At 71.9% G+C, this 22,776-nt stretch carries 18 protein-coding genes; 1 reads left to right on the top strand and 17 read right to left on the bottom strand.

What is annotated here, in order from left to right:
• Positions 1-32 precede the first annotated feature (32 nt).
• From AB0H75_RS31775 to AB0H75_RS31695, 17 genes are all read right to left on the bottom strand, one after another.
• Positions 33-1,307, bottom strand: coding sequence for a glutamate-5-semialdehyde dehydrogenase (locus AB0H75_RS31775; protein WP_367802735.1), 1,275 nt, complete (start codon positions 1,305-1,307; stop codon positions 33-35).
• A 47-nt stretch (positions 1,308-1,354) separates the two neighbouring features.
• Entirely contained in the window at positions 1,355-2,482 is a 1,128-nt protein-coding gene (gene proB, locus AB0H75_RS31770; protein WP_367803143.1) for a glutamate 5-kinase, read from the bottom strand.
• A 119-nt stretch (positions 2,483-2,601) separates the two neighbouring features.
• A complete protein-coding gene (gene obgE, locus AB0H75_RS31765) occupies positions 2,602-3,954 on the bottom strand; it encodes a GTPase ObgE (protein ID WP_367802733.1) in 1,353 nt (450 codons plus the stop codon).
• Positions 3,955-4,118: 164 nt separating this feature from the next.
• The gene (gene rpmA, locus AB0H75_RS31760) at positions 4,119-4,376 is read right to left on the bottom strand and encodes a 50S ribosomal protein L27 (protein WP_012893687.1); all 258 of its coding nucleotides are present in this window, start codon (positions 4,374-4,376) and stop codon (positions 4,119-4,121) included.
• Between the two features lie 15 nt (positions 4,377-4,391).
• Entirely contained in the window at positions 4,392-4,694 is a 303-nt protein-coding gene (rplU, locus tag AB0H75_RS31755) for a 50S ribosomal protein L21 (RefSeq protein ID WP_242381439.1), read from the bottom strand.
• A 209-nt stretch (positions 4,695-4,903) separates the two neighbouring features.
• Positions 4,904-7,651 carry a ribonuclease E/G gene (locus AB0H75_RS31750; protein WP_367802730.1) on the bottom strand — a complete coding sequence of 916 codons (2,748 nt, stop codon included), beginning with the start codon at positions 7,649-7,651 and terminating at the stop codon, positions 4,904-4,906.
• A gap of 1,039 nt (positions 7,652-8,690) precedes the next feature.
• Entirely contained in the window at positions 8,691-9,458 is a 768-nt protein-coding gene (locus AB0H75_RS31745; protein WP_367802728.1) for a TIGR03936 family radical SAM-associated protein, read from the bottom strand.
• A 138-nt stretch (positions 9,459-9,596) separates the two neighbouring features.
• Complete coding sequence (locus AB0H75_RS31740; RefSeq protein WP_367802726.1) at positions 9,597-11,507, bottom strand: TIGR03960 family B12-binding radical SAM protein; 1,911 nt, start codon at positions 11,505-11,507, stop codon at positions 9,597-9,599.
• 84 nt (positions 11,508-11,591) lie between these two features.
• The gene (rodA, locus tag AB0H75_RS31735; protein WP_367802724.1) at positions 11,592-12,758 is read right to left on the bottom strand and encodes a rod shape-determining protein RodA; all 1,167 of its coding nucleotides are present in this window, start codon (positions 12,756-12,758) and stop codon (positions 11,592-11,594) included.
• Positions 12,755-14,800 (bottom strand): penicillin-binding protein 2, encoded by a 2,046-nt coding sequence (gene mrdA, locus AB0H75_RS31730; protein ID WP_367802722.1) that lies wholly within the window; start codon positions 14,798-14,800, stop codon positions 12,755-12,757. The genes rodA and mrdA overlap by 4 nt, the downstream gene beginning before the upstream one ends.
• A complete protein-coding gene (gene mreD, locus AB0H75_RS31725) occupies positions 14,797-15,261 on the bottom strand; it encodes a rod shape-determining protein MreD (RefSeq protein ID WP_367802721.1) in 465 nt (154 codons plus the stop codon). The genes mrdA and mreD overlap by 4 nt, the downstream gene beginning before the upstream one ends.
• A gap of 64 nt (positions 15,262-15,325) precedes the next feature.
• Positions 15,326-16,204 (bottom strand): rod shape-determining protein MreC, encoded by an 879-nt coding sequence (gene mreC, locus AB0H75_RS31720; protein ID WP_367802720.1) that lies wholly within the window; start codon positions 16,202-16,204, stop codon positions 15,326-15,328.
• On the bottom strand, positions 16,204-17,235 hold the full coding sequence (locus tag AB0H75_RS31715; RefSeq protein ID WP_367802718.1) for a rod shape-determining protein: 1,032 nt from the start codon (positions 17,233-17,235) through the stop codon (positions 16,204-16,206). The genes mreC and AB0H75_RS31715 overlap by 1 nt, the downstream gene beginning before the upstream one ends.
• Before the next feature lie 365 nt (positions 17,236-17,600).
• On the bottom strand, positions 17,601-18,011 hold the full coding sequence (gene ndk, locus AB0H75_RS31710) for a nucleoside-diphosphate kinase (protein ID WP_349451923.1): 411 nt from the start codon (positions 18,009-18,011) through the stop codon (positions 17,601-17,603).
• A 258-nt stretch (positions 18,012-18,269) separates the two neighbouring features.
• Entirely contained in the window at positions 18,270-19,889 is a 1,620-nt protein-coding gene (locus AB0H75_RS31705; protein ID WP_367802716.1) for a hypothetical protein, read from the bottom strand.
• Between the two features lie 11 nt (positions 19,890-19,900).
• The gene (locus AB0H75_RS31700; RefSeq protein WP_367802714.1) at positions 19,901-20,242 is read right to left on the bottom strand and encodes a DUF4233 domain-containing protein; all 342 of its coding nucleotides are present in this window, start codon (positions 20,240-20,242) and stop codon (positions 19,901-19,903) included.
• Positions 20,243-20,297: 55 nt separating this feature from the next.
• Positions 20,298-21,587 (bottom strand): folylpolyglutamate synthase/dihydrofolate synthase family protein, encoded by a 1,290-nt coding sequence (locus tag AB0H75_RS31695; RefSeq protein WP_367802712.1) that lies wholly within the window; start codon positions 21,585-21,587, stop codon positions 20,298-20,300.
• 198 nt (positions 21,588-21,785) lie between these two features.
• Here AB0H75_RS31695 and AB0H75_RS31690 point away from each other — a divergent pair, with 198 nt between their 5' ends.
• The gene (locus AB0H75_RS31690) at positions 21,786-22,613 is read left to right on the top strand and encodes a carbohydrate-binding protein (RefSeq protein ID WP_367802710.1); all 828 of its coding nucleotides are present in this window, start codon (positions 21,786-21,788) and stop codon (positions 22,611-22,613) included.
• Positions 22,614-22,776: the final 163 nt, after the last annotated feature.

Here is a 22,776-nt window from a genome sequence, read left to right as displayed (position 1 = left end):
GGCACCCGGCCACGGTCAGGCCGACACGCCGGTCAACCGGCCACCACCGTACCCTCTGACGTGCGCAAATGCCCTTCGCCGGTGTAAACCCACTTCGTGGAGGTCAGCTCGGGCAGCCCCATGGGGCCACGCGCGTGCAGCTTCTGGGTGGAGATGCCGATCTCCGCCCCGAACCCGAACTCGCCCCCGTCGGTGAACCGCGTCGAGGCGTTGACCGCCACCGCCGCCGAGTCGACCAGCGCCACGAACCGCCGGGCGGCCCGCTGCGAGCGGGTGACGATGGCGTCGGTGTGGCCCGAGCCGTAGCGCCGGATGTGCGCCACCGCCTCCTCCAGCGAGTCGACGACCGCCGCGGCGATGTCCAGGGACAGGTATTCGGCGGTGAAGTCGTCGTCGGTGGCGGGCACCACGTCCGCGCCGTGAGCGGCGATGCGCTCGTCGCCGTGCACGGTCACGCCCGCCTCGGCCAGCGCCCGCAGCGCCTTCGGCACGAACGCGCCGGCGACGTCCTGGTGGACGAGGAACGTCTCGGCCGCGTTGCACACCGACGGCCGCTGCGCCTTGGCGTTGACCAGGATCTGCACGGCCAGGTCGAGGTCGGCCTCGGCGTCCACGTAGACGTGGCAGTTGCCGACGCCGGTCTCGATGACCGGCACGGTGGACTCCTCGACCACGGAGTTGATGAGCGACGCGCCGCCGCGCGGGATCAGCACGTCGACCAGGCCGCGGGCGCGCATGAGCTCCTTGACCGAGTCGCGGGTCTGCCCCGGCACGAGCTGGACCGCCCCGGCGGGCACCTCGGTGCCCTCCAGCGCGTCCTGCATGACCCGTACCAGCACCGTGTTGGAGGAGTAGGCGCTGGAGGAGCCGCGCAGCAGCACCGCGTTGCCGCTCTTGAGGCAGAGCGCGGCGGCGTCCACGGTGACGTTGGGGCGGCCCTCGTAGATGATGCCGATGACGCCCAGCGGCACCCGGAGCTGGCGCAGCTCCAGGCCGTTGGGCAGCGTGCCGCCCCGGACGACCTCGCCGACCGGGTCGGGCAGGTCGGCGACCTCGCGCACCGCGTCGGCGATCTTGGCGATGCGGGCCTCGTCCAGCCGCAGCCGGTCGATCATCGCCTCGGAGGTGCCCTGCTGCCTGGCCCGCTCGACGTCCTCGGCGTTGGCCGCGACGATCTCGGCGGCGCGGGCGGTCAGGGCGTCGGCGATCGCGCGCAACGCCCGGTCCTTCGGCGCCCGCGGCAGCGGGGCCAGCTCGGCGGCGGCCTCTCGTGCCGCGCGGGCGACCTTCAGGAACTCTTCGGACATCGCGTGCTCCTCTTCGGGCTGCTGAGCGTGTTCGGGCGCCAGCGGTGCTAGGCGTGGGCTTCCAGTATGACGATGTCGTCGCGGTGGATCAGCTCGCGTTCATATTCCGGACCGAGCGCGGTGGCCAGCTCCCGGGTGGAACGACCGAGCAGCCCGGGGATCTCGGCGGCGTCGAAGTTGACCAGCCCCCGGGCCACCAGGTCGCCCCGCGGCCCGCACAGGTCCACCGGGTCGCCCGCCGCGAACTCGCCCTCCACCGACGTCACCCCGGCCGGCAGCAGCGACTTGCGCCGCCCCACGATGGCCTCCACGGCGCCCTGGTCGAGGTGCAGCCGGCCGCGCCCGGTGGTGGCGTGCGCGAGCCACAGCAGGCGCGTGCCGGGATGGCGGCCGCCGGGGTGGAAGAAGGTGCCGACGTCGGCCCCGCCCAGCGCCTGGGCGGCGTGGGCGGCCGCGGTGAGCACCACGGGGACACCCGCCCCGGTCGCGATCCTGGCGGCCTGCACCTTGGTCACCATGCCGCCGGTGCCGACGGCCGCGCCGTTCCTGCCGAGCTCGACGCCCGCGAGGTCCTCGGGGCCGCGGATCTCGGCCAGCCGGCGGGCGCCGCCACGGCTCGGCGGGCCGTCGTAGAGGGCGTCCACGTCCGACAGCAGCACCAGCGCGTCGGCGCGGATCAGGTGGGACACCAGGGCCGCCAGCCGGTCGTTGTCGCCGAAGCGGATCTCGTCGGTGGCGACCGTGTCGTTCTCGTTGACGATGGGCACGATGCCCAGCTCCAGCAGCCGGGTGAGGGTGCGCTGGGCGTTGACGTGGTGGGCGCGGCGCATCATGTCGTCGGCGGTCAGCAGCACCTGGCCGACGCGCAGGCCGTAGCGGGCGAAGGAGGAGGTGTAGCGGGCCACCAGCACACCCTGGCCGACGGAGGCGGCGGCCTGCTGGGTGGCCAGGTCGCGTGGTCGCGCGCCCAGCCCGAGCGGGCCGAGGCCCGCCGCGATCGCCCCCGAGGAGACCAGGACGATCTGTGTCCCGGCCCGGCGCCGCGCCGCCAGCACGTCCACCAGGGCGTCCACCCGATCGACGTCGATCGTGCCCTGGGAGGTGGTGAGCGAGGAGGAGCCGATCTTGACAACGACTCTCGACGCTGAGCTGATCTGTTCCCGCACGTCTGGCAGCCTATCCAAGCCGCCGCCGCGGCCACGACCGGGTTTCGCCCGCCGCGGCCGTGACGGGGCGTCGCCCGCCACAGCCTTGACAGGGTTTCGCCCGCCGCGGCCGTGACGGGGCCGCCCGGTCAGCCCAGGCGGTTGTCGCTGCCCCGGGGGCCCTGGCGGGTGGACTCGGCGTTCAGCGTGGGCTGCCAGTCGAAGACGTAGCCGCCCTCCATCGGCCCGATGACCACCTCGGCCCCCGGCGTCGCCCCGGCCTTGGCCAGCGCCTCCTCGACCCCCAGCCGCTCCAGCCGGTCGGCGAGGTAGCCGACGGCCTCGTCGTTGCTGAAGTCGGTCTGCCGGATCCAGCGCTCCGGCTTCTCGCCGGTGACCTGGAACAGGTTCTCGTTGACCCGCCGCACCTCGAAACCGGCGTCCCCGAGCTGCTTGGGCCGGATGACCAGCCGGGTGGGCTCCTCGACCGGCTTGTTCGCCCGGGCCGCCGCGACCCACTCGCCCATCGCGTACGTCAGCTCGCGCAGCCCCTCGTGCGTGGCCGCCGACACCGTGAACACCCGCAGCCCGCGCGCCTCGAACTCCGGCGCCACCAGCTCGGCCAGCTCCCGCGCGTCCGGCACGTCCGCCTTGTTGAGCACCACGATGCGCGGCCGGTCCTCCAGCTTCCCGTACGCCGTCAGCTCCGCCTCGATCACCTCGTAGTCGCTGACCGGGTCCCGTCCGGGCTCCATGGTGGCGCAGTCGATGACGTGCGCGAGCATGTCGCACCGCTCGACGTGCCGCAGGAACTCGTGCCCGAGCCCCTTGCCCTGCGAGGCCCCCGGGATCAGCCCCGGCACGTCGGCCACGGTGAACACGGTGTCGCCCGCGGTCACCACGCCCAGGTTCGGGACGAGCGTCGTGAACGGATAGTCGGCGATCTTCGGCTTGGCCGCGCTGAGCGCCGCGATCAGCGACGACTTGCCCGCGCTCGGGAAGCCGACCAGCGCCACGTCCGCGACGCTCTTCAGCTCCAGCACCACGTCGAGCCCGTCGCCCGGCTCGCCGAGCAGCGCGAACCCCGGCGCCTTGCGCTTGGTGGTGGCCAGCGCCGCGTTGCCGAGCCCGCCGTGGCCGCCCTGCGCGATCACGTACCGGGTGCCGGCGCCGACCAGGTCGACCAGCACCTCGCCGGTCGTGGCGTTCTTGACCACGGTGCCGTTGGGCACCGGCAGGACCACGTCCTCGCCGTTGGCGCCGTCGCGGTTGGAGCCCTGCCCCTGCTTGCCGTTCTCGGCCTTGCGGTGCGGGCGGCGGTGGTAGTCGAGCAGCGTCGCGGTGTTGGGGTCCACCTCCAGGATCACGTCGCCGCCGCGCCCGCCGTTGCCCCCGTCGGGGCCGCCGAGCGGCTTGAACTTCTCCCGGTGGATGGAGGCACACCCGTTCCCCCCGTCACCGGCCTTGACGTGCAGGACCACCTGATCCACGAAGTCCGGCATGTAGCACTCCTCCATCGCCCCACCAGGGGCTCTTCCTCAACTCACTGAACGGGGCCCTACCCGAGCCACGAGAACGCGAAAAGGGGTGGATCGCCCGCGCGATCCACCCCTTTTGACGCGATGGTGCAACGACCCCGGGAACGGGAGCGGAGACTGCTCCGCACCTACTCCGCGACGGGGACGATGCTCACGGCCCGACGGCCGCGCTTGACGCCGAACTGCACGTGACCCGCGGCCAGCGCGAACAGCGTGTCATCGCCACCACGACCGACGTTGTCGCCGGGGTGGAAGTGGGTGCCACGCTGGCGGACGATGATCTCGCCCGCGTTGACCAGCTGGCCGCCGAAGCGCTTGACGCCCAGGCGCTGAGCGTTGGAGTCACGGCCGTTCCGGGTGGACGACGCGCCCTTCTTGTGTGCCATCTCTCAAACTCCCGATCAGGCCTGGTCGATACCGGTGATCTTCACCTGGGTGTACCGCTGGCGGTGACCCTGGCGCTTCTTGTATCCGGTCTTGTTCTTGTACTTGAGAATCCGGATCTTCGGGCCCTTGGTCTCGCCGAGGATCTCGGCGCTGACCGTGAACTTGCCCGCCTCGGTGGTCACGTCGCCATCGTCGACGACGAGCACCGTCGGCAGCGAAACCGAAGAGCCGACCTCGCCGGCGACCTTGTCCACCTCGAGGACGTCACCGACGGAGACCTTCTGCTGCCTGCCGCCGCAACGAACGATCGCGTACACCGCGGAACCCTTCTACTGACTCGCTGTTGCCACAGCCGTCCTGCGTGAGGACGGCCGCCGAATGCTGCGCCTGCCATCCGGTCCTGTCTGAACCGACGAACCGAGTAGGCGCGCCAACAGGGCGCGTCACCTGACGCACCGGTTCACCAGGGTACCGGATTAACGGCCCCCCAGGCGAACCGGACGGATCGTCGGATGCCCGCCGAGTGCTACTCGGCGGACTTGGCTCGGCGGGAGCGTCGCCGCCCCCTGCCGGAAGTCTGGCCCGCTTGGTCGTCCTCAGCCGGGACGCCATCAAGCGCACCGGTCACGGTATCACGGCCGGAGGTGTCCTTGGCCGCGGAAACCTTGTCGGAGACCGCCTTCTCGACGGCCATCTTGCCCTGCGTGCCCCGCGGCTCCGGCTTGCTCTCGACCGGCTCGGTCGAGACCAGCAGCCCGCGCCCGTTGCAGCACTCGCACGGCGTCGAGAACGCCTCCAGCAGCCCCTGGCCCACCCGCTTGCGCGTCATCTGGACCAGGCCCAGCGAGGTGACCTCGGCCACCTGGTGCTTGGTGCGGTCGCGGGCCAGGCACTCCAGCAGCCGCCGCAGCACCAGGTCCCGGTTGGACTCCAGCACCATGTCGATGAAGTCGATCACGATGATGCCGCCGATGTCGCGCAGCCGGAGCTGGCGCACGATCTCCTCGGCCGCCTCCAGGTTGTTCCTGGTGACCGTCTCCTCCAGGTTGCCGCCGTGGCCGGTGAACTTGCCGGTGTTGACGTCCACGACCGTCATCGCCTCGGTGCGGTCGATGACCAGCGAGCCGCCGCTCGGCAGCCACACCTTGCGCTCCATCGCCTTGGCGAGCTGCTCGTCGATCCGGTACGCCGCGAACACGTCGTCCTGGTCGTCGTCCCACTTCGACAGCCGGTCGGCCAGGTGCGGCGCGACGTACTTGACGTACTCGTCCACCGTGTCCCAGGCGTCGTCGCCCTGCACGACCAGGTTCGTGAAGTCCTCGTTGAAGACGTCACGCACGACCCTGATCGTCAGGTCGGGCTCGGCGGACAGCAGCTCCGGCGGGCTGGCCGACTTGGCCTTCTTCTGGATGTTCTCCCACTGGGCCGACAGCCGGGCCACGTCGCGGGCCAGCTCGTCCTCGGAGGCGCCCTCGGCGGCGGTGCGGACGATGACGCCCGCGTTCTCCGGCATGACCTTCTTCAGGATGCTCTTGAGCCGCGTGCGCTCCTTGTCGGGCAGCTTGCGGCTGATGCCGGTCATCGAGCCGTCCGGCACGTACACGAGGTAGCGCCCCGGCAGGCTGATCTGCGACGTGAGCCGCGCGCCCTTGTGCCCGATCGGGTCCTTGGTGACCTGCACCAGCACCGACTGCCCGGACTTCAGCGCCGACTCGATGCGCTTCGGCTGGCCCTCCATCCCGGCGGTGTCGAAGTTCACCTCGCCGGCGTACAGGACCGCGTTGCGGCCCTTGCCGACGTCCACGAACGCCGCCTCCATCGAGGGCAGCACGTTCTGGACCTTGCCGAGGTAGACGTTGCCCACGTACGACTGGCTCGCCTCGCGGTTGACGTAGTGCTCGACGAGCACGCCGTCCTCCAGCACCGCGATCTGCGTGCGGTCGCCCTGGCGGCGCACCACCATCATGCGGTCCACCGACTCGCGGCGGGCCAGGAACTCCGACTCGGTGATGATCGGCGGACGCCTGCGGCCCAGCTCGCGGCCCTCGCGGCGGCGCTGCTTCTTGGCCTCCAGGCGGGTCGAGCCGCGCACGCTCTGCACGCCGTCCGTGGCGGTCTCCAGCGCCCCGGTACGCCCGGAGCGCGGCGCGCGGATGCGCACCACCGTGTTCGGCGGGTCGTCGGTGGCCGGCTCGGCACCGTCGTCACTGCCCCGGCGGCGACGGCGACGGCGGCGGCGCGAGGTGGAGGACTCCTCCTCCTGCGCGGACGACTCCTCGGCCGGCTCCTCCTCGGCCTCCTCGTCCTGCTCCTCGCCGTCCTCGTTCTCGTCGCGCTCGCGGGTCTTGCCGCGCCCGCGGCCGCCACGGCGGCGGCGACGGCGACGGCTGCCGCCCTCTTCCTCCTCCTGCTCCTCGGAGACGTCGGCGTCGATCTCGTCCTCGCCGGCGCCCTCCTCGATGAGGTCCTCGACCTCTTCCTCCTCCGGCTCGACCGGCTGCGGCGGCTCGGGCCGCCGGGTCACGGCCGGCTTGGCCTGGCTCGGGTCGGGGGCCTGGAACAGCGGAGCGAAGATCGCGGCGGGCCGCTGGAACGCGGCACCCGGCTCGTCCTGGCGGCGCACCGAGAACCCGAACGGGTCGGCCAGCAGGCTGGAGGGGGTGGGCTCCTCGTCGAGGTCCTCACCGGCGGGCTCGTCGTCGAGCGGCTCGTCCTCGGGCAGGATCTCGATGATGTCCTCTTCGTCCTGAACGCCCAGCACGTCACCGGCCGCCGTACCCCGCACGTCATCCGCACCGGCACCACCGGCCGCCGTGCCAGCAGCAGCACCGCCGGCCGTGGAGCCCGCCGTGGTGCTCGCGCCGCCGGCCGCCGTGTCCTGCTCGGTGCCGGGCACGGTGCTCCGCGTGCTCTCGTCCTGGGCCGTCTCGCCGGACGCCGTCTCGCCGGACGCCGCCTGCGCTGCGGCTCCGCGGCGGCTGCGTGTCGTGCTGCGTGTCGTGCTGCGGGCCCGCGTCGTCCTGGCCTTCGTGCCGCGACCGCTCACGGCCCCCGCGCCACCGGCCTCGTCCCCAGCCGTCTCACCGGCCGGCACCGCGACCTCGCCACCGGCGACCTCGCCACCGGCCACGGCCGCGCCACCACCGGCGGTCCCCGCCGCAACGTCGCCACCTGCCGTGCCACCACCGGCGGCTCCCGCCGTGGCGTCGCCCGTGGCCCGCGTCCCGGCCGCGCCAACGGCCTGCGCCGTGGCGGCCTCGTCTGGACTCACCATGCCGGCGGCGCCCTGACCCGCGCCGGCAGCGCCCTCGCCTCCGGCGCCGGAAGCACCCTGACCCGCACCGGCGGCGCCCTGGCCAGCGCCAGCAGCGCCCTGGCCAGAGCCGACAGCAGCCTGGCCGGAGGCAGCGGCCTCCGCAGTCACATCCGCGTCGCTCGCCTTCTTACGCGTCCTGGTGCGCCGCTTGGGCGCGGCCTCTTCAGCAGGCGCCTCACCAGGCACCCCAGCAGACGCCTGAGCGGCCGCCTCAGCCGCACCGCCCGCACCGCTCGCGGCCGGACCGGCCGCGACGCTCCCGGCGGCCCCCACGGGCACACCGGCCTGCTCGGCGGCGTTCCCCGCCGCCTCCGCCGCCTCTGCGGCTTCGGCGGCCTTCTTCGTCGTACGCCGCCGCGTCGTCGTGGCGGTGGACCGCGTCCGTGACGTCCTCTTCGGCTTCTCCTCGGCACCGCCCTCGGCGATCGCACCGGCCGCCGCGTCGGTCACCCCGGCCTCCGCCGGGCTCCCGGCCCCGCGGGCCGCCGTACCCTCCGCCGGGGCTCCAGCCCCCGCTCCGGCACCGGCGACCGGCCCTCCGGCGGCAGCCGTACCGCTGTCGGTCCCTGCCGCTCCGGCCCCGGTTCCCGCGGCCGCCAGGACGTCGGGATCCGGCGACCCCGCGGCCCTGCGTGCCACGGTGCCCCGCACCGGCGCGCCTTCCGCCACCGTGACTGACGGCGCGGCCTTCGCGGCCACAACGGTGACCGGTCTCGATGCCGGCTCTTCGGGCAGCTCGGGCGGCGGCCCCGCGGGCCGGCTGGCGGCGCGGCGGCGCCGGGTCTCCGTAGGCTGTTCAGTTGTCTCCCCGTCGGGGCCAGTGGCCCCGGCGTTGGGCTCGTTGTCGAGCATGCGGGCGCTCTCCCGTCAGCTCCCGGGCGCGTCGCCGCGCCGCACGGGAGCCATCGTGTCTCAGTTGTCCGCCGGCGCCCCCATGTCGGAGGCGCCGACGCCAAGTCCTGTCAGCGGTCGTGCCCGGCTCATGCTGGGCGCGTCCTCAACCGCCGACGTGCTCACCCGCCGGTCCCGCCTCGCCGCCGCGCGTCGTGTCGCGGTCCAGGTCGAGCGGGTCGGCAAGCGCACCGGTGCTGGCGTCGAGCGGCCCCTGCGCCAGCCTGGTCACCTCGGGGGGAACCGGCGGCGCGAAGTCGGCCACAAGGCGCAGCCCTGTGAGCACATCGTCGGGTCGAACTGCAGGCGTCATGTGCCGAACAACCATGCGCAGTATGACACACGGCTCTCCTCGCACCTGAGCTGCGGTTCTTTCTGTTCCCTCGGACACCGTCAGCCCCAGGACGGCACCGCGCGCGTCGAAGCGCCGCAGCCCCTTCTTGGTGAGGCGCTCGACCTCCACGGTGCCCGCCGCGAGAAACTTCTCCACCGCCACCTCGGCGAGCTCGCGATCGGCACCGGACAGGCGCACCTCCCAGTCGGAGACCTCCAGACGGTCGGCCAGCCCACCCTGACCCGCCTCCACGACGTCGAGCACGTCGAGCCCCGGCGGCAGCGATTCGTCCAGACCGGATCTGACCTGCTCGGGGTCGCACGGCGTGGTGACGGCGATCTCGAGGTATTCGGCTTCGCTGGCAACGCCGGTAGGCGCCGCGCCGGCGTAGGAGATCTTCGGGTGGGGCGAGAAGCCCGCGCTGTAGGCCACCGGAATGCCGGCACGGCGGACCGCCCTCTCGACGGCCCGCGAGATGTCGCGGTGGCTGGTGAAGCGCAGGCGGCCGCGCTTGGCGTAACGCACACGCAGGCGCTGCACCGTGGGCGCGGGCGGAGGCCCTTCGGGAACAGGTTTCAGAGCTTGTCGTCCTTCCCTTGTAAGAGTTCCTTCGTCTCAGGATAAGCCGCCCCGGCGTATGTACGTGTACGCCGAGGCACGGCTCGCCCACTGAGAGCGCTAGACCACCGTAAGAGGAAGGAGTTTCCGTCCGGTCGGGCCGATCTGGATCTCGGTGCCCATGGTCGGGCAGACCCCGCAGTCGTAGCACGGGGTCCAGCGGCAGTCCTCGACCTCACCGCCGGAGACGGCCTCCTGCCAGTCCTGCCACAGCCATTCGCGGTCGAGCCCGGCGTCGAGGTGGTCCCATGGCAGGATCTCGTTCTCCTCCCGCTCGCGGGTGGTGTACCAGTCGACGTCGACCCCGGCCCTCTCGGCCGCGGCCATCCAGCGCTCGTAGGAGAAGTGCTCGCTCCAGCCGTCGAACCTGCCGCCGTCCTCCCAGACGGCGCGGATGACGGCTCCGACCCGGCGGTCGCCGCGCGAGAGCAGGCCCTCCACGATCGACGGCTTGCCGTCGTGGTAGCGGTAGCCGATGGCCCGGCCGTACTCCTTGTCGCTGCGCAACGCGTCACGCAGCGCCTTGAGCCGCCGGTCCACGGTCTCGTGGTCGGCCTGCCCGGCCCACTGGAACGGCGTGTGCGGCTTGGGCACGAACCCGCCGATGGAGACCGTGCAGCGGATGTCGCGGCTGCCGGTGGCCTCGCGCCCGGCCTTGATGACCTTCTTGGCCAGGTCGGCGATGCCGAGGACGTCCTCGTCCTGCTCGGTGGGCAGGCCGCACATGAAGTAGAGCTTCACCTGCCGCCACCCCTGCGAGTAGGCCGTGGTGACGGTGCGGATGAGGTCTTCCTCGGTGACCATCTTGTTGATCACCTTGCGCATCCGCTCGGAGCCGCCCTCGGGGGCGAACGTCAGGCCCGAGCGCCGGCCGTTCCTGGAGAACTCGTTGGCCAGGTCGATGTTGAACGCGTCGACCCGGGTCGAGGGCAGCGACAGCGAGGTGTTGGTGCCGTCGTAGCGGTCGGCCAGGCCCTTGGCGATGTCGCCGATCTCGGAGTGGTCGGCCGACGACAGCGACAGCAGGCCGACCTCGTTGAAGCCGGACTCCTTGATGCCGTTGTCGACCATCGCGCCGATGGTGGTGATGGAGCGCTCGCGCACCGGGCGGGTGATCATGCCCGCCTGGCAGAACCGGCACCCGCGCGTGCAGCCCCGGAAGATCTCCACGCTGAACCGCTCGTGCACGGTCTCGGCCAGCGGCACCAGCGGTTTCTTCGGATAGGGCCACTCGTCGAGGTCCATCACGGTGTGCTTGTGGACGCGCCAGGGCACGTCGGGACGGTTGGGCGCGACCCGCTTGATGCGCCCGTCCGGGTGGTAGTCGACGTCGTAGAACCTGGGTACGTAGACGCCGCCGGACTCGGCCAGCCGCAGCAGCAGCTCCTCCCGGCCGCCCGGCTTGCCCTCGCCCTTCCACTCGCGCACGACCTCGCTGATGGCGATGGAGATCTGCTCGCCGTCGCCGAGCACGGCCGCGTCGATGAAGGCGGCGATCGGCTCGGGATTGAAGGCGGCGTGGCCGCCCGCGATCACGATCGGGTCGTCCTCGCCCCGGTCGGCCGCCTCCAGCGGGATGCCGGCCAGGTCGAGCGCGGTCAGCAGGTTGGTGTAGCCGAGCTCGGTGGAGAACGACACGCCGAGCACGTCGAAGGCGCGCACCGGCCGGTGCGCGTCAACGGTGAACTGCGGCACGCCCTCGGCCCGCATGAGGGCCTCCAGGTCGGGCCAGACGGCGTAGGTGCGCTCGGCCAGCGTGCCGGGCAGCTCGTTGAGGATCTCGTAGAGGATGGCCACGCCCTGGTTGGGCAGCCCGACCTCGTAGGCGTCCGGGTACATCAGCGCCCACCGCACGTCGGCGGAGTCCCAGTCCTTGACGGTCGAGTTGAGCTCACCCCCGACGTACTGGATGGGCTTCTGCACCTTGGGCAGCAGCGCTTCCAGGCGGTGGAAAATCGACTCGACAGGCATACCGTCAAGGGTAGCGGCGTCCGGGCGTGACCAGATCCGGCAACGCCGTACCGACTCCGCCGAGCGTCACTCCCGCCACCCCCGTCACAGGAACGACTGCCCGCGCACCTTGATCGCCTGCAACAGCCCCACCGCCATGAGGTTCGCGAAAGTGGCCGTGCCGCCATAGGACACGAACGGCAACGGCAACCCCGTGATCGGCATGATCCCGATCGTCATGCCCACGTTGACGAACGTCTGGAACGCGAACCAGCACACGATCGTCCCGGCCACCAGCGTCCCGAACCGGTCCTCGCACCTGCGGGCGATCCTCAGCCCGCGTACCAGCACCACCCCGAGCAGCACCACGACCGCCGCCGACCCGAGGAAGCCGAACTCCTCCCCCGCCACGGTGAAGATGAAGTCGGTGTGCTGCTCGGGCACGAACCTCCCGGTCGTCTGCCCTCCCCCGAGCAGCCCCTTGCCCAGCAGTTGCCCGGACCCGATGGCGATCAGCGACTGCGTGGCGTTGTAGCCCACCCCGCGCGGATCGACGCTCGGATCGACGAACGCCGTGAACCGCGCCACCTGGTAGGGCTCCAGCAGCTGGAAGTAGAACACCGAGAAGATCCCGAGCGCCGCCGCGACCACCAGCCCCACGATCACCCGCTTGCGCACGCCCCCGAGGACCAGCCCGGCCGCGGTGATCACCGCCAGCACCATGGCCGTGCCGAGGTCGGGCTGGAGCATCACCAGCCCCATCGTGAGCACCGCCGCCAGGATCGCCAGGATCACGTCGAGCCCGCGCGGCCGGTCGGCGCCCTCGGCCGGCTGCGCCAGCAACATGGCGATGACCAGCAGCAGCCCCACCTTGGCGAACTCCGACGGCTGCACCGCGAAGCCGCCGCCGAGCAGGATCCACGAGTGCGACCCGTTGATGGTGGCGCCCAGCGGCGTGATCACCAGCGCCAGCCCGACCAGCGACACCACGAACACCAGCGGCGCGTACGCCCGCATCGCCCGGTGGTCCACGGTGGCCACCATGGCGCACAGCACCACCCCGATGGCCTCGTTGAGCAGGTGCTTCTTCACCAGCCCCGTGGACCCCGGCGCCCAGGTCCTGGTGCACGACCACACCAGCAGGGTGCCGATCACGCACAGCCCGGCCACCGCCACCAGCATGAGCCCGTCGAGCCTGCGGATCGGTGAGTTCTCCTGCACCAGCCGGCGCAGCAGTGAGGGCCGCTGGACGGCCACGGTGCGGGCGGTCATCGGGGCACCACCGTCCCGTCGGGCCGGAAGGCCGGCAGCCTGGTGGTGATCCTCCCGCCGGGCACCGCCTCCGGTCGTTTGATGCCGTAGATGCCCTCGTAGATCTCCCGTGCGGCGGGCGCCGCGGTCTGCGCGCCGAAGCCGCCCTGGGAGACCATGACGACCACCACGTACTGCGGGTTGCCGGCCGGCGCGAACGAGGCGAACCACGAGGTGTCCTGCTTGCCCCACACCTCCGCGGTGCCGGTCTTGCCGCCGATGCGCACCTTGTCCATCGGGAAGCCGGCGAAGGCCCCGGCCGCGGTGCCGTCCTTGGTGACCTGGCTGAGGGCGCTCCTGATGTAGAGCCGCTCCTTCTCGCTCAGCGGCAGTTTGCCGACCACCGGCACGGGGATCGTCCTGACCACCTTGCCGTCGGGCCGCACCTGCGCCCAGCCGATGCGCGGGCTGCGCAGCTTGCCGTCGCCCACCAGCGCCATGTAGGCCCGGGCGAGCTGCATCGGCGTCACCAGCACGTCACCCTGGCCGATGGAGAAGTTGGCCGAGTCACCGGGCCGCAGCAGGAACCCCTCGGTGCAGTTCTCCAGCGCCAGCCGCTTGAGGAACTCCGCCCGCGCCCGGTCCTTCACCTCCGGGTACCCCTTGCGCGACCGCTCGCAGTTGACCGCGCTGGTCTGGTTCCACAGGCTCTTCTTCCACGCCCGGTCGGGGATGCGGCCGGCGGACTCGCCGGGCAGGTCGACGCCGGTCGGCCGGCCGAATCCGAAGGCCCTGGCGGTGTTGGCGAAGACCTCCTTCGGGTTCTTCTTGGGGTAGCGCCCGCCGTCCTTGAGGTACTGCTCGTACGCCGCCCGGTAGAAGATGGAGTCGCACGACTTCACCAGCGCCGTGTGCAGGTTCATCATCCCCAGCGACTGGCCGCGGAAGTTGTTGAAGGCCCGTCCGCCCACGTTGACCGATCCCGAGCAGTTGTAGCTGCCGCTCAGGGGATAGCCGGCCCGCAACATCGCCGTCACCGACGAGACCTTGAACGTCGAGCCTGGCGCGAACTGCCCGTTGATCGCCCGCGACACCAGCGGCTTGCCCGACTTCTCCGACATCAGCCACTGGTAGCCGCGCGCCGAGATGCCGCCGCCCCAGATCTCCGGGTCGTAGTTGGGCTGGCTGGCCAGCGCCGCCACCCGGCCCGACCGCGCGTCGAGCACCACCGCGGCCCCGCCGTCCGCGCTCGGCGCCGACTTCATGGCCTTGTCCAGCGCCTTCTCGGTGACCGCCTGGATGCGCGAGTCGATGCTCGTCACCAGGTGATCGCCGGGTACGGGCGTCACCTGCTCCTCCACGCCGAGCGCCTTGCCCATCCGGTCGACCTGCACCCGGCGCAGCCCCGCCTTGCCGCGCAGCGCGTCGTCGTAGACGTACTCCAGCCCGTCGCGCCCGGCCAGGTCGACGCCCGAGAAGGCGGCCTTGAGCCCTTCGCGCTTCTCCAGCTCCTCCTCGGTGACCGGCTGCAGGTAGCCGAGCATCTGCGCCCCCGCCCGGCCGCCAGGGTACTGCCGCACCGAGTGGATCTCCGCCGTCACGCCGGGGAACTCCTCCTGCCGCTCCAGGATCTGCAGCGCCTCCCGGGTGTCGACCTTCTCGTCCAGCGGGACGGGCTGGTAGGGCGACCCCGTCCAGCACGGCTTCGGGACCCGCGGCCCGCACGGCGTGATCTTCCGCTGCAGCTCCTGCGTCGGCCTGCCGAGCACCTGCGACAGCTTCGTCAGCACCATCGCCCCGCCGTCGGGCGTCCGGGACAGCCGGGCCCGGTCCACGGACACCACCAGCGCGGTCCGGTTACGCACCAGCGGCCGGCCGGAGGAGTCGAGGATCTGCCCGCGCACCGCCGGCACGATCACCGTCCGCGTGCGGGTCTCCGTCGCCCGTGTCACGAACTCCTGCCCGTGCACCACCTGCACCTGGTAAAGCCGCCCGACCAGCACCACGAGCAGCGCCAGCACCAGGACGTGCAGCACCAGCAGCCGGGTCCGCATCCTGATCATGTCGAGTACCTCGGCTGGGTGCCGCGGGTGGTCAGCCAGATGACGACCGGGGACATCAGCAGCGTGTAGACGACGGTGACGGGCACCTCCTCCGTCAGCGTGGACCACGTCACCCGGGAGTCGCCGACCAGCAGGCTCACGCCCGCCGCCAGCAGCGGCGCCACCAGCACGCACAGCACGACGGTGGTCGCCGGCCCGCCCGCGCCCCGCCCGGCCACGTAGCCGACGAGCGCCAGCACGAACGCGTACTGGCCTATCAGGTGCGCGCCCGGCGGCGCGATGTCCACCAGCAGCCCGGCGAAGAAGCCGAGCACCGCCCCCGGCACCTCCCCGCGCCCCAGCGCCGCTCCGGCCACCGCCAGCAGCACCAGGTCGGGCACACCCCCGGCCGGCAACGACATCCGGTTGACCAGCATGACCTGCACCAGCAGCGCCAGCAGGACGCACAACCCCCCGATCACCGCGCCTCCTCCCGACGGACAGCCCTTCTGATCACCACGCGCCCACGACAGGCGACCCCTCTGATCACCGCGCCCTCTCCTTCGCGGGCAGCACCGCGTCGCGCGGGTCCCGCTTGGGCGGCTCGATCACGACGCCCACCACGTCCAGCGTGGTCAGGTCGGAGTACGGCCGGGCGTAGGCGATGCGCGTCAGCTCGCCGGGCGTCGACTCCACCCGCTCGATCACCCCGATCGGCACCCCCGGCACGTACGGCCGCCCGTTCTGCGACCCGAAGCTGACGATGCGCCCGCCCCGGTTGAGCGGAGCGGTCGAGTCGAGCAGCCGGAACTGCACGAGCCGTCCGTGCTCGCCCACCCCGTGCACGACCCCGATCTCCTTGCCGCCCTCCAGCCGCGCGCCGGCCGCCGAGGCCGGATCGCTGATCAGCAGCACGGTCGAGGTGCCGGTGGAGGCCTGGATGACCCGCCCCACCAGCCCGTCGCCGTTGAGCACGGTCATCTCCGGGCGAACCCCGTCCATCGTGCCGGCGTCGATCTGCACGGTGTCCTCGAACCCCGGCTGCCCCCGCCGCGCGACGACGTTGGCCGGAACGATCTTGTATCCGCCGGCGCCGGCCAGCCCCAGCAGCTCCTTCAGCTCGCCCGCCCGGCCGGCGTCGAGCCTGCCCGTCACCAGCCCGGCCCGCAGCTTCGCGTTCTCCTCCATCAGCGCCTGGATGCGCTTCTGCGCGGCCGGCGCCGCGATCACCGCCTGCACGAACGCCGTCACCGGCCGCGCCACCCCGCCGCCGAACTGCTCGGCCGAGCCGAAGATCCAGGCCCCCGCGGCGCGGAGCGGGCGCAGCGGTGAGGCGCCACCGGTGCGGTGGTCGACGGTCAGGGTGAGCAGGGCCGCCGTCAGCAGCACTCCGAGGATCAGCCGGGCCCGGCGCGAGTCTCTCATCAGTGCCGGGACTCCGGAACCAGAACCCCCTGCAGCGCCTCGAAGTCCTCGGCGCACTTGCCGGAGCCGATCGCGACCGAGTCGAGGGCGTTCTCGACGAGGTGCACCGGCATGCCCGTCTCCGCCTTGACCCGCTCGTCGAGCCCCTTGAGCAGGGCGCCGCCGCCGGTGAGCGCGATGCCGCGGTCCATGATGTCGCCGGACAGCTCGGGCGGGCACTTGTCGAGCGTGGTCTTGACCGCGTCGACGATCGCGTTGACCGGCTCCTCGATCGCCTTCCTGATCTCCTCGCCGGAGACGATGATCGTCTTCGGCAGCCCGCTGACGAGGTCGCGCCCGCGGATCTCCGCGTGCGTCTCCTCCCCGTCGGGGCAGGCCGAGCCGATCGCCATCTTGATCTCCTCGGCGGTGCGCTCGCCGAGCATCAGCGAGAACTCCTTCTTCGCGAACGTCATGACCGCCTGGTCGAGCTCGTCGCCGCCGATCCTGATGGACTGGCTGGTGACCATGCCGCCCATCGAGATGATCGCCACCTCGGTGGTGCCGCCGCCGATGTCGACGACCATGTTGCCCGTGGGCTCGTGCACCGGCAGCCCGGCGCCGATCGCCGCGGCCATCGGCTCCTCGACGATGTAGACCTTGCGCGCGCCGGCCTGGTAGCCGGCCTCCTTGACCGCCCGCTGCTCGACGCTGGTGATGCCGCTCGGCACGGCGATGATGATGCGCGGCTTGGCGAAGTGGCGGCGCCGGTGAACCCTCTGGATGAAATATCGCAGCATGCGTTCGGTCACGTCGAAGTCGGCGATCACGCCGTCCTTCAACGGCCGGACGGCGACGATGTTGCCGGGCGTGCGGCCGATCATGCGCTTGGCCTCGATGCCGACCGCCACGATCTTTCCCGTAGTGGTGTTGATCGCCACGACTGACGGCTCGTTGAGCACGATGCCCCGGCCGCGCACGTAGACCAACGTGTTGGCGGTGCCCAGGTCGACCGCCATGTCACGGCCGAGGAACGCGAGCTTGCTGCTCATGGGGAACGGAGCCCTCCGTAACGTCGTTCACGAATGACTACGGAATGAATTCGAATCGTAACGTGACGTACCCACCGATGAACGCAATGAGCCATCGCGCCTCTCAAAAATCTCCAGCCCCAAGCCCGACCGCGATTTTGCCCAGATTGGGCTACAACACCCGAACGCCTACTGGAATGCGGTAAAAGCCTCGATGCAACTACTCCCGATCACGTGACACACACGCTACGCGACCGCGCCGACAAAAACGGAAAGCGCCCGCACGGCACGAGGCCGTACGGGCGCGGAAGGCTCCTCGGCTCCGCCCTCAGACCTCCCGGGGGAGGCCGGAAAGCGGCGCGGAGCGCGTCACCTGGAAGTGGCGGTCAGAACCGGTCAGGGAAGAAGATCTTGATCTCCCGGGCGGCGGACTCGGGCGAGTCGGAGCCGTGGACGACGTTCTCGCCGATCTCCAGCGCGTGGTCGCCGCGGATCGTGCCGGGGGCGGACTTGACCGGGTCGGTGGCGCCGGCCAGCGCGCGGAACGCCTCGACGGCGCGCGGGCCCTCGAGCACCATGGCGACGAGCGGCCCCGACGTGATGAACTCGACGAGCTCGCCGAAGAACGGCCGCTCGGAGTGCTCGGCGTAGTGCGCCTTGGCGGTGTCGGCGTCGAGGGTGCGCAGGTCCATCGCCACGACCTTGAGGCCCTTGCGCTCCACACGGGAGATCACGTCACCGATGAGGCCACGCTTCACCCCGTCGGGCTTGATCAGGACAAGAGTGCGCTCGGACACTTGGAGTTCTCCTTCGAACAGAATGGGGTCGCGGCTACCGGCGCCCGGCCTCACCGCGAGGACGCCGCGCACCGGGCATGGGCCCGCGCGTCGCCGTAGCCGGGCCCTCAGCTTACCGTCCCGAGGGCCGCACCCTCGCTTCCGGCGGCGATCCCCAGCGGCCCGCCCACGGAGCGCCGCTCCCGAGATGCCACCGCGAGACGCCACCGCGAGACGCCATCGCGAGACGCCGCCCGCGCCACCGGCCGTCCGGCGGCCTTACGGGGTGCCGCCGTCCTCGGGCGACTGCGCCTGCGGCGGAACCGCCGGCGCCTCCCCTTCCTCCCCGGCGCCCGGCTCGCCGGAGGCGCGCCCGGCCGGCACGGGCAGGCCGGCCCCGGGCCCGTCGCCCCACTTCCGCCCGTCCGCGCCGATCGGCCGGCCGCTGCAGTCCCTCACCTCGCTACCCCTGACGGCATCCGCGCCGTCCGGCGGCGCCGCCGCGAGCGGCACGTCACCGGAGGCCGGCGCCCCGCCCTCGGACCGCCGGGCCAGCACCGCGGCCAGCACGATGACCGTCACCATCAGGAACCCCCCGATGAGCGCCCACCAGTGCAACGCCCCCACGAACTTGTCGACCAGTTCCTGCGCCGACCGGACCCCGTCCAGCATGGACATCTGCACCCCGGTGCCGAGCAGGAACCCGGCCAGCGTCCCGGCCGCGCACAACGACAGCCCGAACGCCGCCGTCCCGATCCCGACCTCCTGCAACGTCGCCGTCACCGCCACCGCCGCCCCCACCGTGAGCAGCGTGAACGGCACCGCGAGCACCAGCCCGTCGGCCGACGGCACGACCAGCCGCACCGAGCACAACCCCACCACCATCGCCAGCAACCCCAGCGGCGCCAGCCACCGCCCGGCGGCGACCGCGGACAGCCGCACCACCACCGCCGCGGCGATCGCGAGCAGCCCCGCGGCCCCGTACGGCACCCACAACCCGCGCAACCCCGGCCCGCCGAGCCCGCCCATCTCCACCAGCGTCACCTGCGCCGCGCTGGGCAGCAGCACCACCCCGACCGCGACCAGGGTGTACGCGGCCCTGCGGCTCTCCGGCGCGCCGACCGACGCCAGCGCCAGCAGCCCGGCGACGGCCGTGACCGCCAGCATCATCACCGGCAGCGCCCGCCACCCCGCGCTCGCGGTGCTGATCGCCACCACCGCGATCCCCGCCGCGAGCCCGGCGACCAGTAGCAGCCGGCCGCGCTCCCGCGGCTGGGGAACGGGGGTCGCGGGCCGGCCGAGCAGCGTCCAGGCGAGCAGGAAGAACGCCGCGAGCCCCAGCGCCACCCCCGTCACCAGCGGGTACGGCTGCAACGTCACCTTCCAGCTGCCGGCCTCGTCGAGCGGCCACAGCGCCAGCGCCTGCGCCGCGAGCAGGCTCAGGCTGAACGTCCCGGCCCACAGCGCCCGCAACGCCGGCGCACGCTCCCAGACGGCGGCGAGCGTGGCGGGCACGAGCAGCCCGGCCCCGACGCCGCGCAGCACGCGCACGACACCGACGAGCAGCTCGGAGGCCGCGTACCCGCCCGCCGCCTCGGACACCGCCACCAGCGCCAGCCCGGCGAGCACGAGATGGGCGGCCGGCACCCGCCGCAGCGCCACCCCCGCGAACGGCACGGTCAGCATGAGCGCGGGCAGGGCGAGCCCGTGCGTGCGCATCAGCGCGACCTGGTCGAAGCCGCCGGGCAGCAGCTTGGCGACGACGGAGAGCGTGTTGGGGATCGAGGTGATCGCCAGCGGCAGCGCGCACACCACCAGCAGCCCGAGCAGAGTGTCGAGCAGCCAGGGATGTCGGGACGCAGCCGGACGAGGCGACCGCTGGTTCGGGGGGACGGCCATGTAGGCCGACTTTAGCGGGAAGTAGCGCCCTCGACACGACGAGCGACGATAATCGCCGTGATCCACAGTGCCGCGAAGATCGCCCCGAGGAAGAACATGGCCGTCACGAGGAACCCGGTGGCGATCGCCAGCACCTGCGCCACGCTGCCCAGCACGTAGCCGAACGGCTTCTTCAGCAGGCCGGCGGCGACGACGCACAACACGGCCAGCCCGATCCCGACGGTCACCGCCAGCGCGGGCGCGACCCCGCCGATGGTGATCGCCACCGGCGTGACCAGGCCGGCCACGATCGCCTCCATGCCGAGCACGGAGGCGCCCAGCCTGCGCATCCCCGGCGTGACCTCAAAGCTCACCCGAACCACCCGCCGTCCCCGTCCGCCATCCGCATCGGCCGGACGTCGCTGCCCGTCACGTGCCGTCCGCCTTGAGCATCTGCCGCGCGTCACCCGCCGTGACGACCGACCCCGTGATCAGCACGCCGGTGCCGCTGAACTCCCCTGCGGCGTCGGCGATCCCGATCCCCCGGTCGATGGCGTCGTCGAGCCGGTCCTCCACGTGCACCCGCTCCTCGCCGAAGATCGGCTCGGCCAGCGCCGCCAGCTCGTCGGGCGACAACGACCGGGGCGAGGAGTTGCGGGTGACGACGATCTCGTCCAGGATCGGCTCCAGCAGCTCCAGCAGGGCCTCGACGTCCTTGTCCCGCATGACCGCGACCACGCCGACGACCTTGGCGAAGTCGAACGCCTCGTGCAGCCCCTCCAGCGTCGCCTGCATGCCGCCGGGGTTGTGCGCGGCGTCGATGACGACCGTCGGCGTGCGGCGCACGACCTCCATGCGGCCCGGCGAGGACGCCTGCGCGAACGCCTGGCGCACCAGATCGGCGTCGAGTGGATCGTCGCCGCCCGTCAGCGCCTCGACCGCGGCCAGCGCGCACACCGCGTTGCTCGCCTGGTGCGCGCCGTACAGCGGCAGGTAGACCTCGTCGTACACGCCCTTGAGCCCCCGCAGGGTGAGCAGCTGCCCGCCGATGGCCACCTCGCGGCTCATCACCCCGAACTCCAGCCCCTCGCGCGCCACGACCGCACCCACCTCGGCCGAGCGCCGCATCAGCACCTCGGCCGCGGCCAGCTCCTGCTGGGCCAGGATCGCGGTGGCGCCGGGCTTGATGATGCCCGCCTTCTCCCCGGCGATGCTGGGGATGTCGGGACCGAGCCGGTCGGTGTGGTCGAGGGAGATCGGCGTGATCACGCACACCGTGCCGTCGGCGACGTTGGTGGCGTCCCACGACCCGCCCATCCCGGTCTCGATGACCGCGACGTCCACGGGCGTGTCGGCGAACGCCGCGAACGCCATCGCGGTCAGCAGCTCGAAGAACTGGATGCGCCGCCCCTGGGCGTCGGTCAGCTCGACGTACGGGATGATCTCCTCGTAGACCTGGGCGAACCGCTCCTCGCTCAGCGGCTCGCCGTCCACCGTGATGCGCTCGCGCATGGACACGAGGTGGGGGCTGGTGAACCGCCCCACCCGCAGGTTGCGCTCCTTGAGCAGCGCCTCGGTCAGCCGCGCCGTACTCGTCTTGCCGTTGGTGCCGGCGATGTGTATGACCGGGTACGCCCGCTGCGGGGAGCCGAGCACATCCAGCAGGGCCGCGATCCTGTCGAGCGTCGGCTCGAAGTCCCACTCGACGCCGCGCTCCATGATCGCACGTTCAACCGCACGGTAATCCACCCCTCAACCCTACTGACTGCCGGTAGCGCTTCAGCCGGGGGCCGATCGCCATCCAGATCCATGTCGTCAGATGGATGGAAAATTGGAGGGTACCCGCCCGCCCCTGTGGCTGCGACCTTGGGGATCAGCCTGCCGCACCCTCGGCAGGCCGTTTCTCGGGAGGCAATCGTGGAAGGCGAGAACATCCGTACCGGCGAACAGACCGGGCGCGACGGCATCAGCAGGAAGACGCTCTTCAAAGCGGCTCTCATAGCGGCTCCGGTCCCCTTACTGGCCGGGCAGGTGCCGGCCCTGGCCCGTGACAGCGCCGCGAGCGGCGGGCCGCTCACCCCCACTCCCTACTGCGACGACGGCGACGACCCCACCCCGCCGCAGACCGAGGGCCCGTACTTCAAGCCCAACTCACCGCAACGCACGGTCCTGCCCGGCGCGGGCACAAAGCTGGTCGTGAGCGGTTATGTGTTCGGCTTGGCCTGCCAGCCCCTGGCCAACGTCCTGCTCGACTTCTGGCAGGCCGACAACAACGGCGCCTACGACAACGTCACCTACAACTTCCGCGGCCACCAGTACACCGACGCCCAGGGCGCCTTCAAGCTCACCACCATCGTCCCGGGCCTGTACCCCGGCCGCACCCGCCACATCCACGTCAAGGCCCAGGCCCCCGGCCGGCCCGTCCTGACGACGCAGCTCTACTTCCCCGGCGAGCCGCGCAACAACACCGACACCATCTTCGACCCCGCTCTGCTCATGACCGTACGGACGGTGGGCACCGGCAAGGAGGCGACCTTCGACTTCGTCCTCAACGTCCCGGGCGCCCCGCCCACGAACCCCCCGACAAGCCCGCCCCCGGGCGGCACGACCTGGAAGGCTGGGGTGACCTACCAGGCGGGTGACCAGGTCACGTATGACGGCGTGACGTACCGGTGCCTGCAGGGGCATCAGGCACGAGCAGGCTGGGAGCCACCCAACGTCCCTGCTCTGTGGCAGCGCGTCTGACGACGGCGACCTCATGGTCCCCGGAACGTGAAGAGGGCTGCTCCGGATCCGGAGCAGCCCTCTTTCATGCCCGGAAATGCAGAAGGGCCCCGACGCTAAACGTCGAGGCCCTCCACAAAGATTGTCCGGCGGTGACCTACTCTCCCACACCCTCCCGAGTGCA

The organism is Nonomuraea sp. NPDC050783 (assembly GCF_040802095.1).
Lineage (GTDB): Bacteria > Actinomycetota > Actinomycetes > Streptosporangiales > Streptosporangiaceae > Nonomuraea.
Note: the sequence above shows the minus strand (reverse complement) of the source record. Positions and strands in the feature narration are given on the sequence as shown.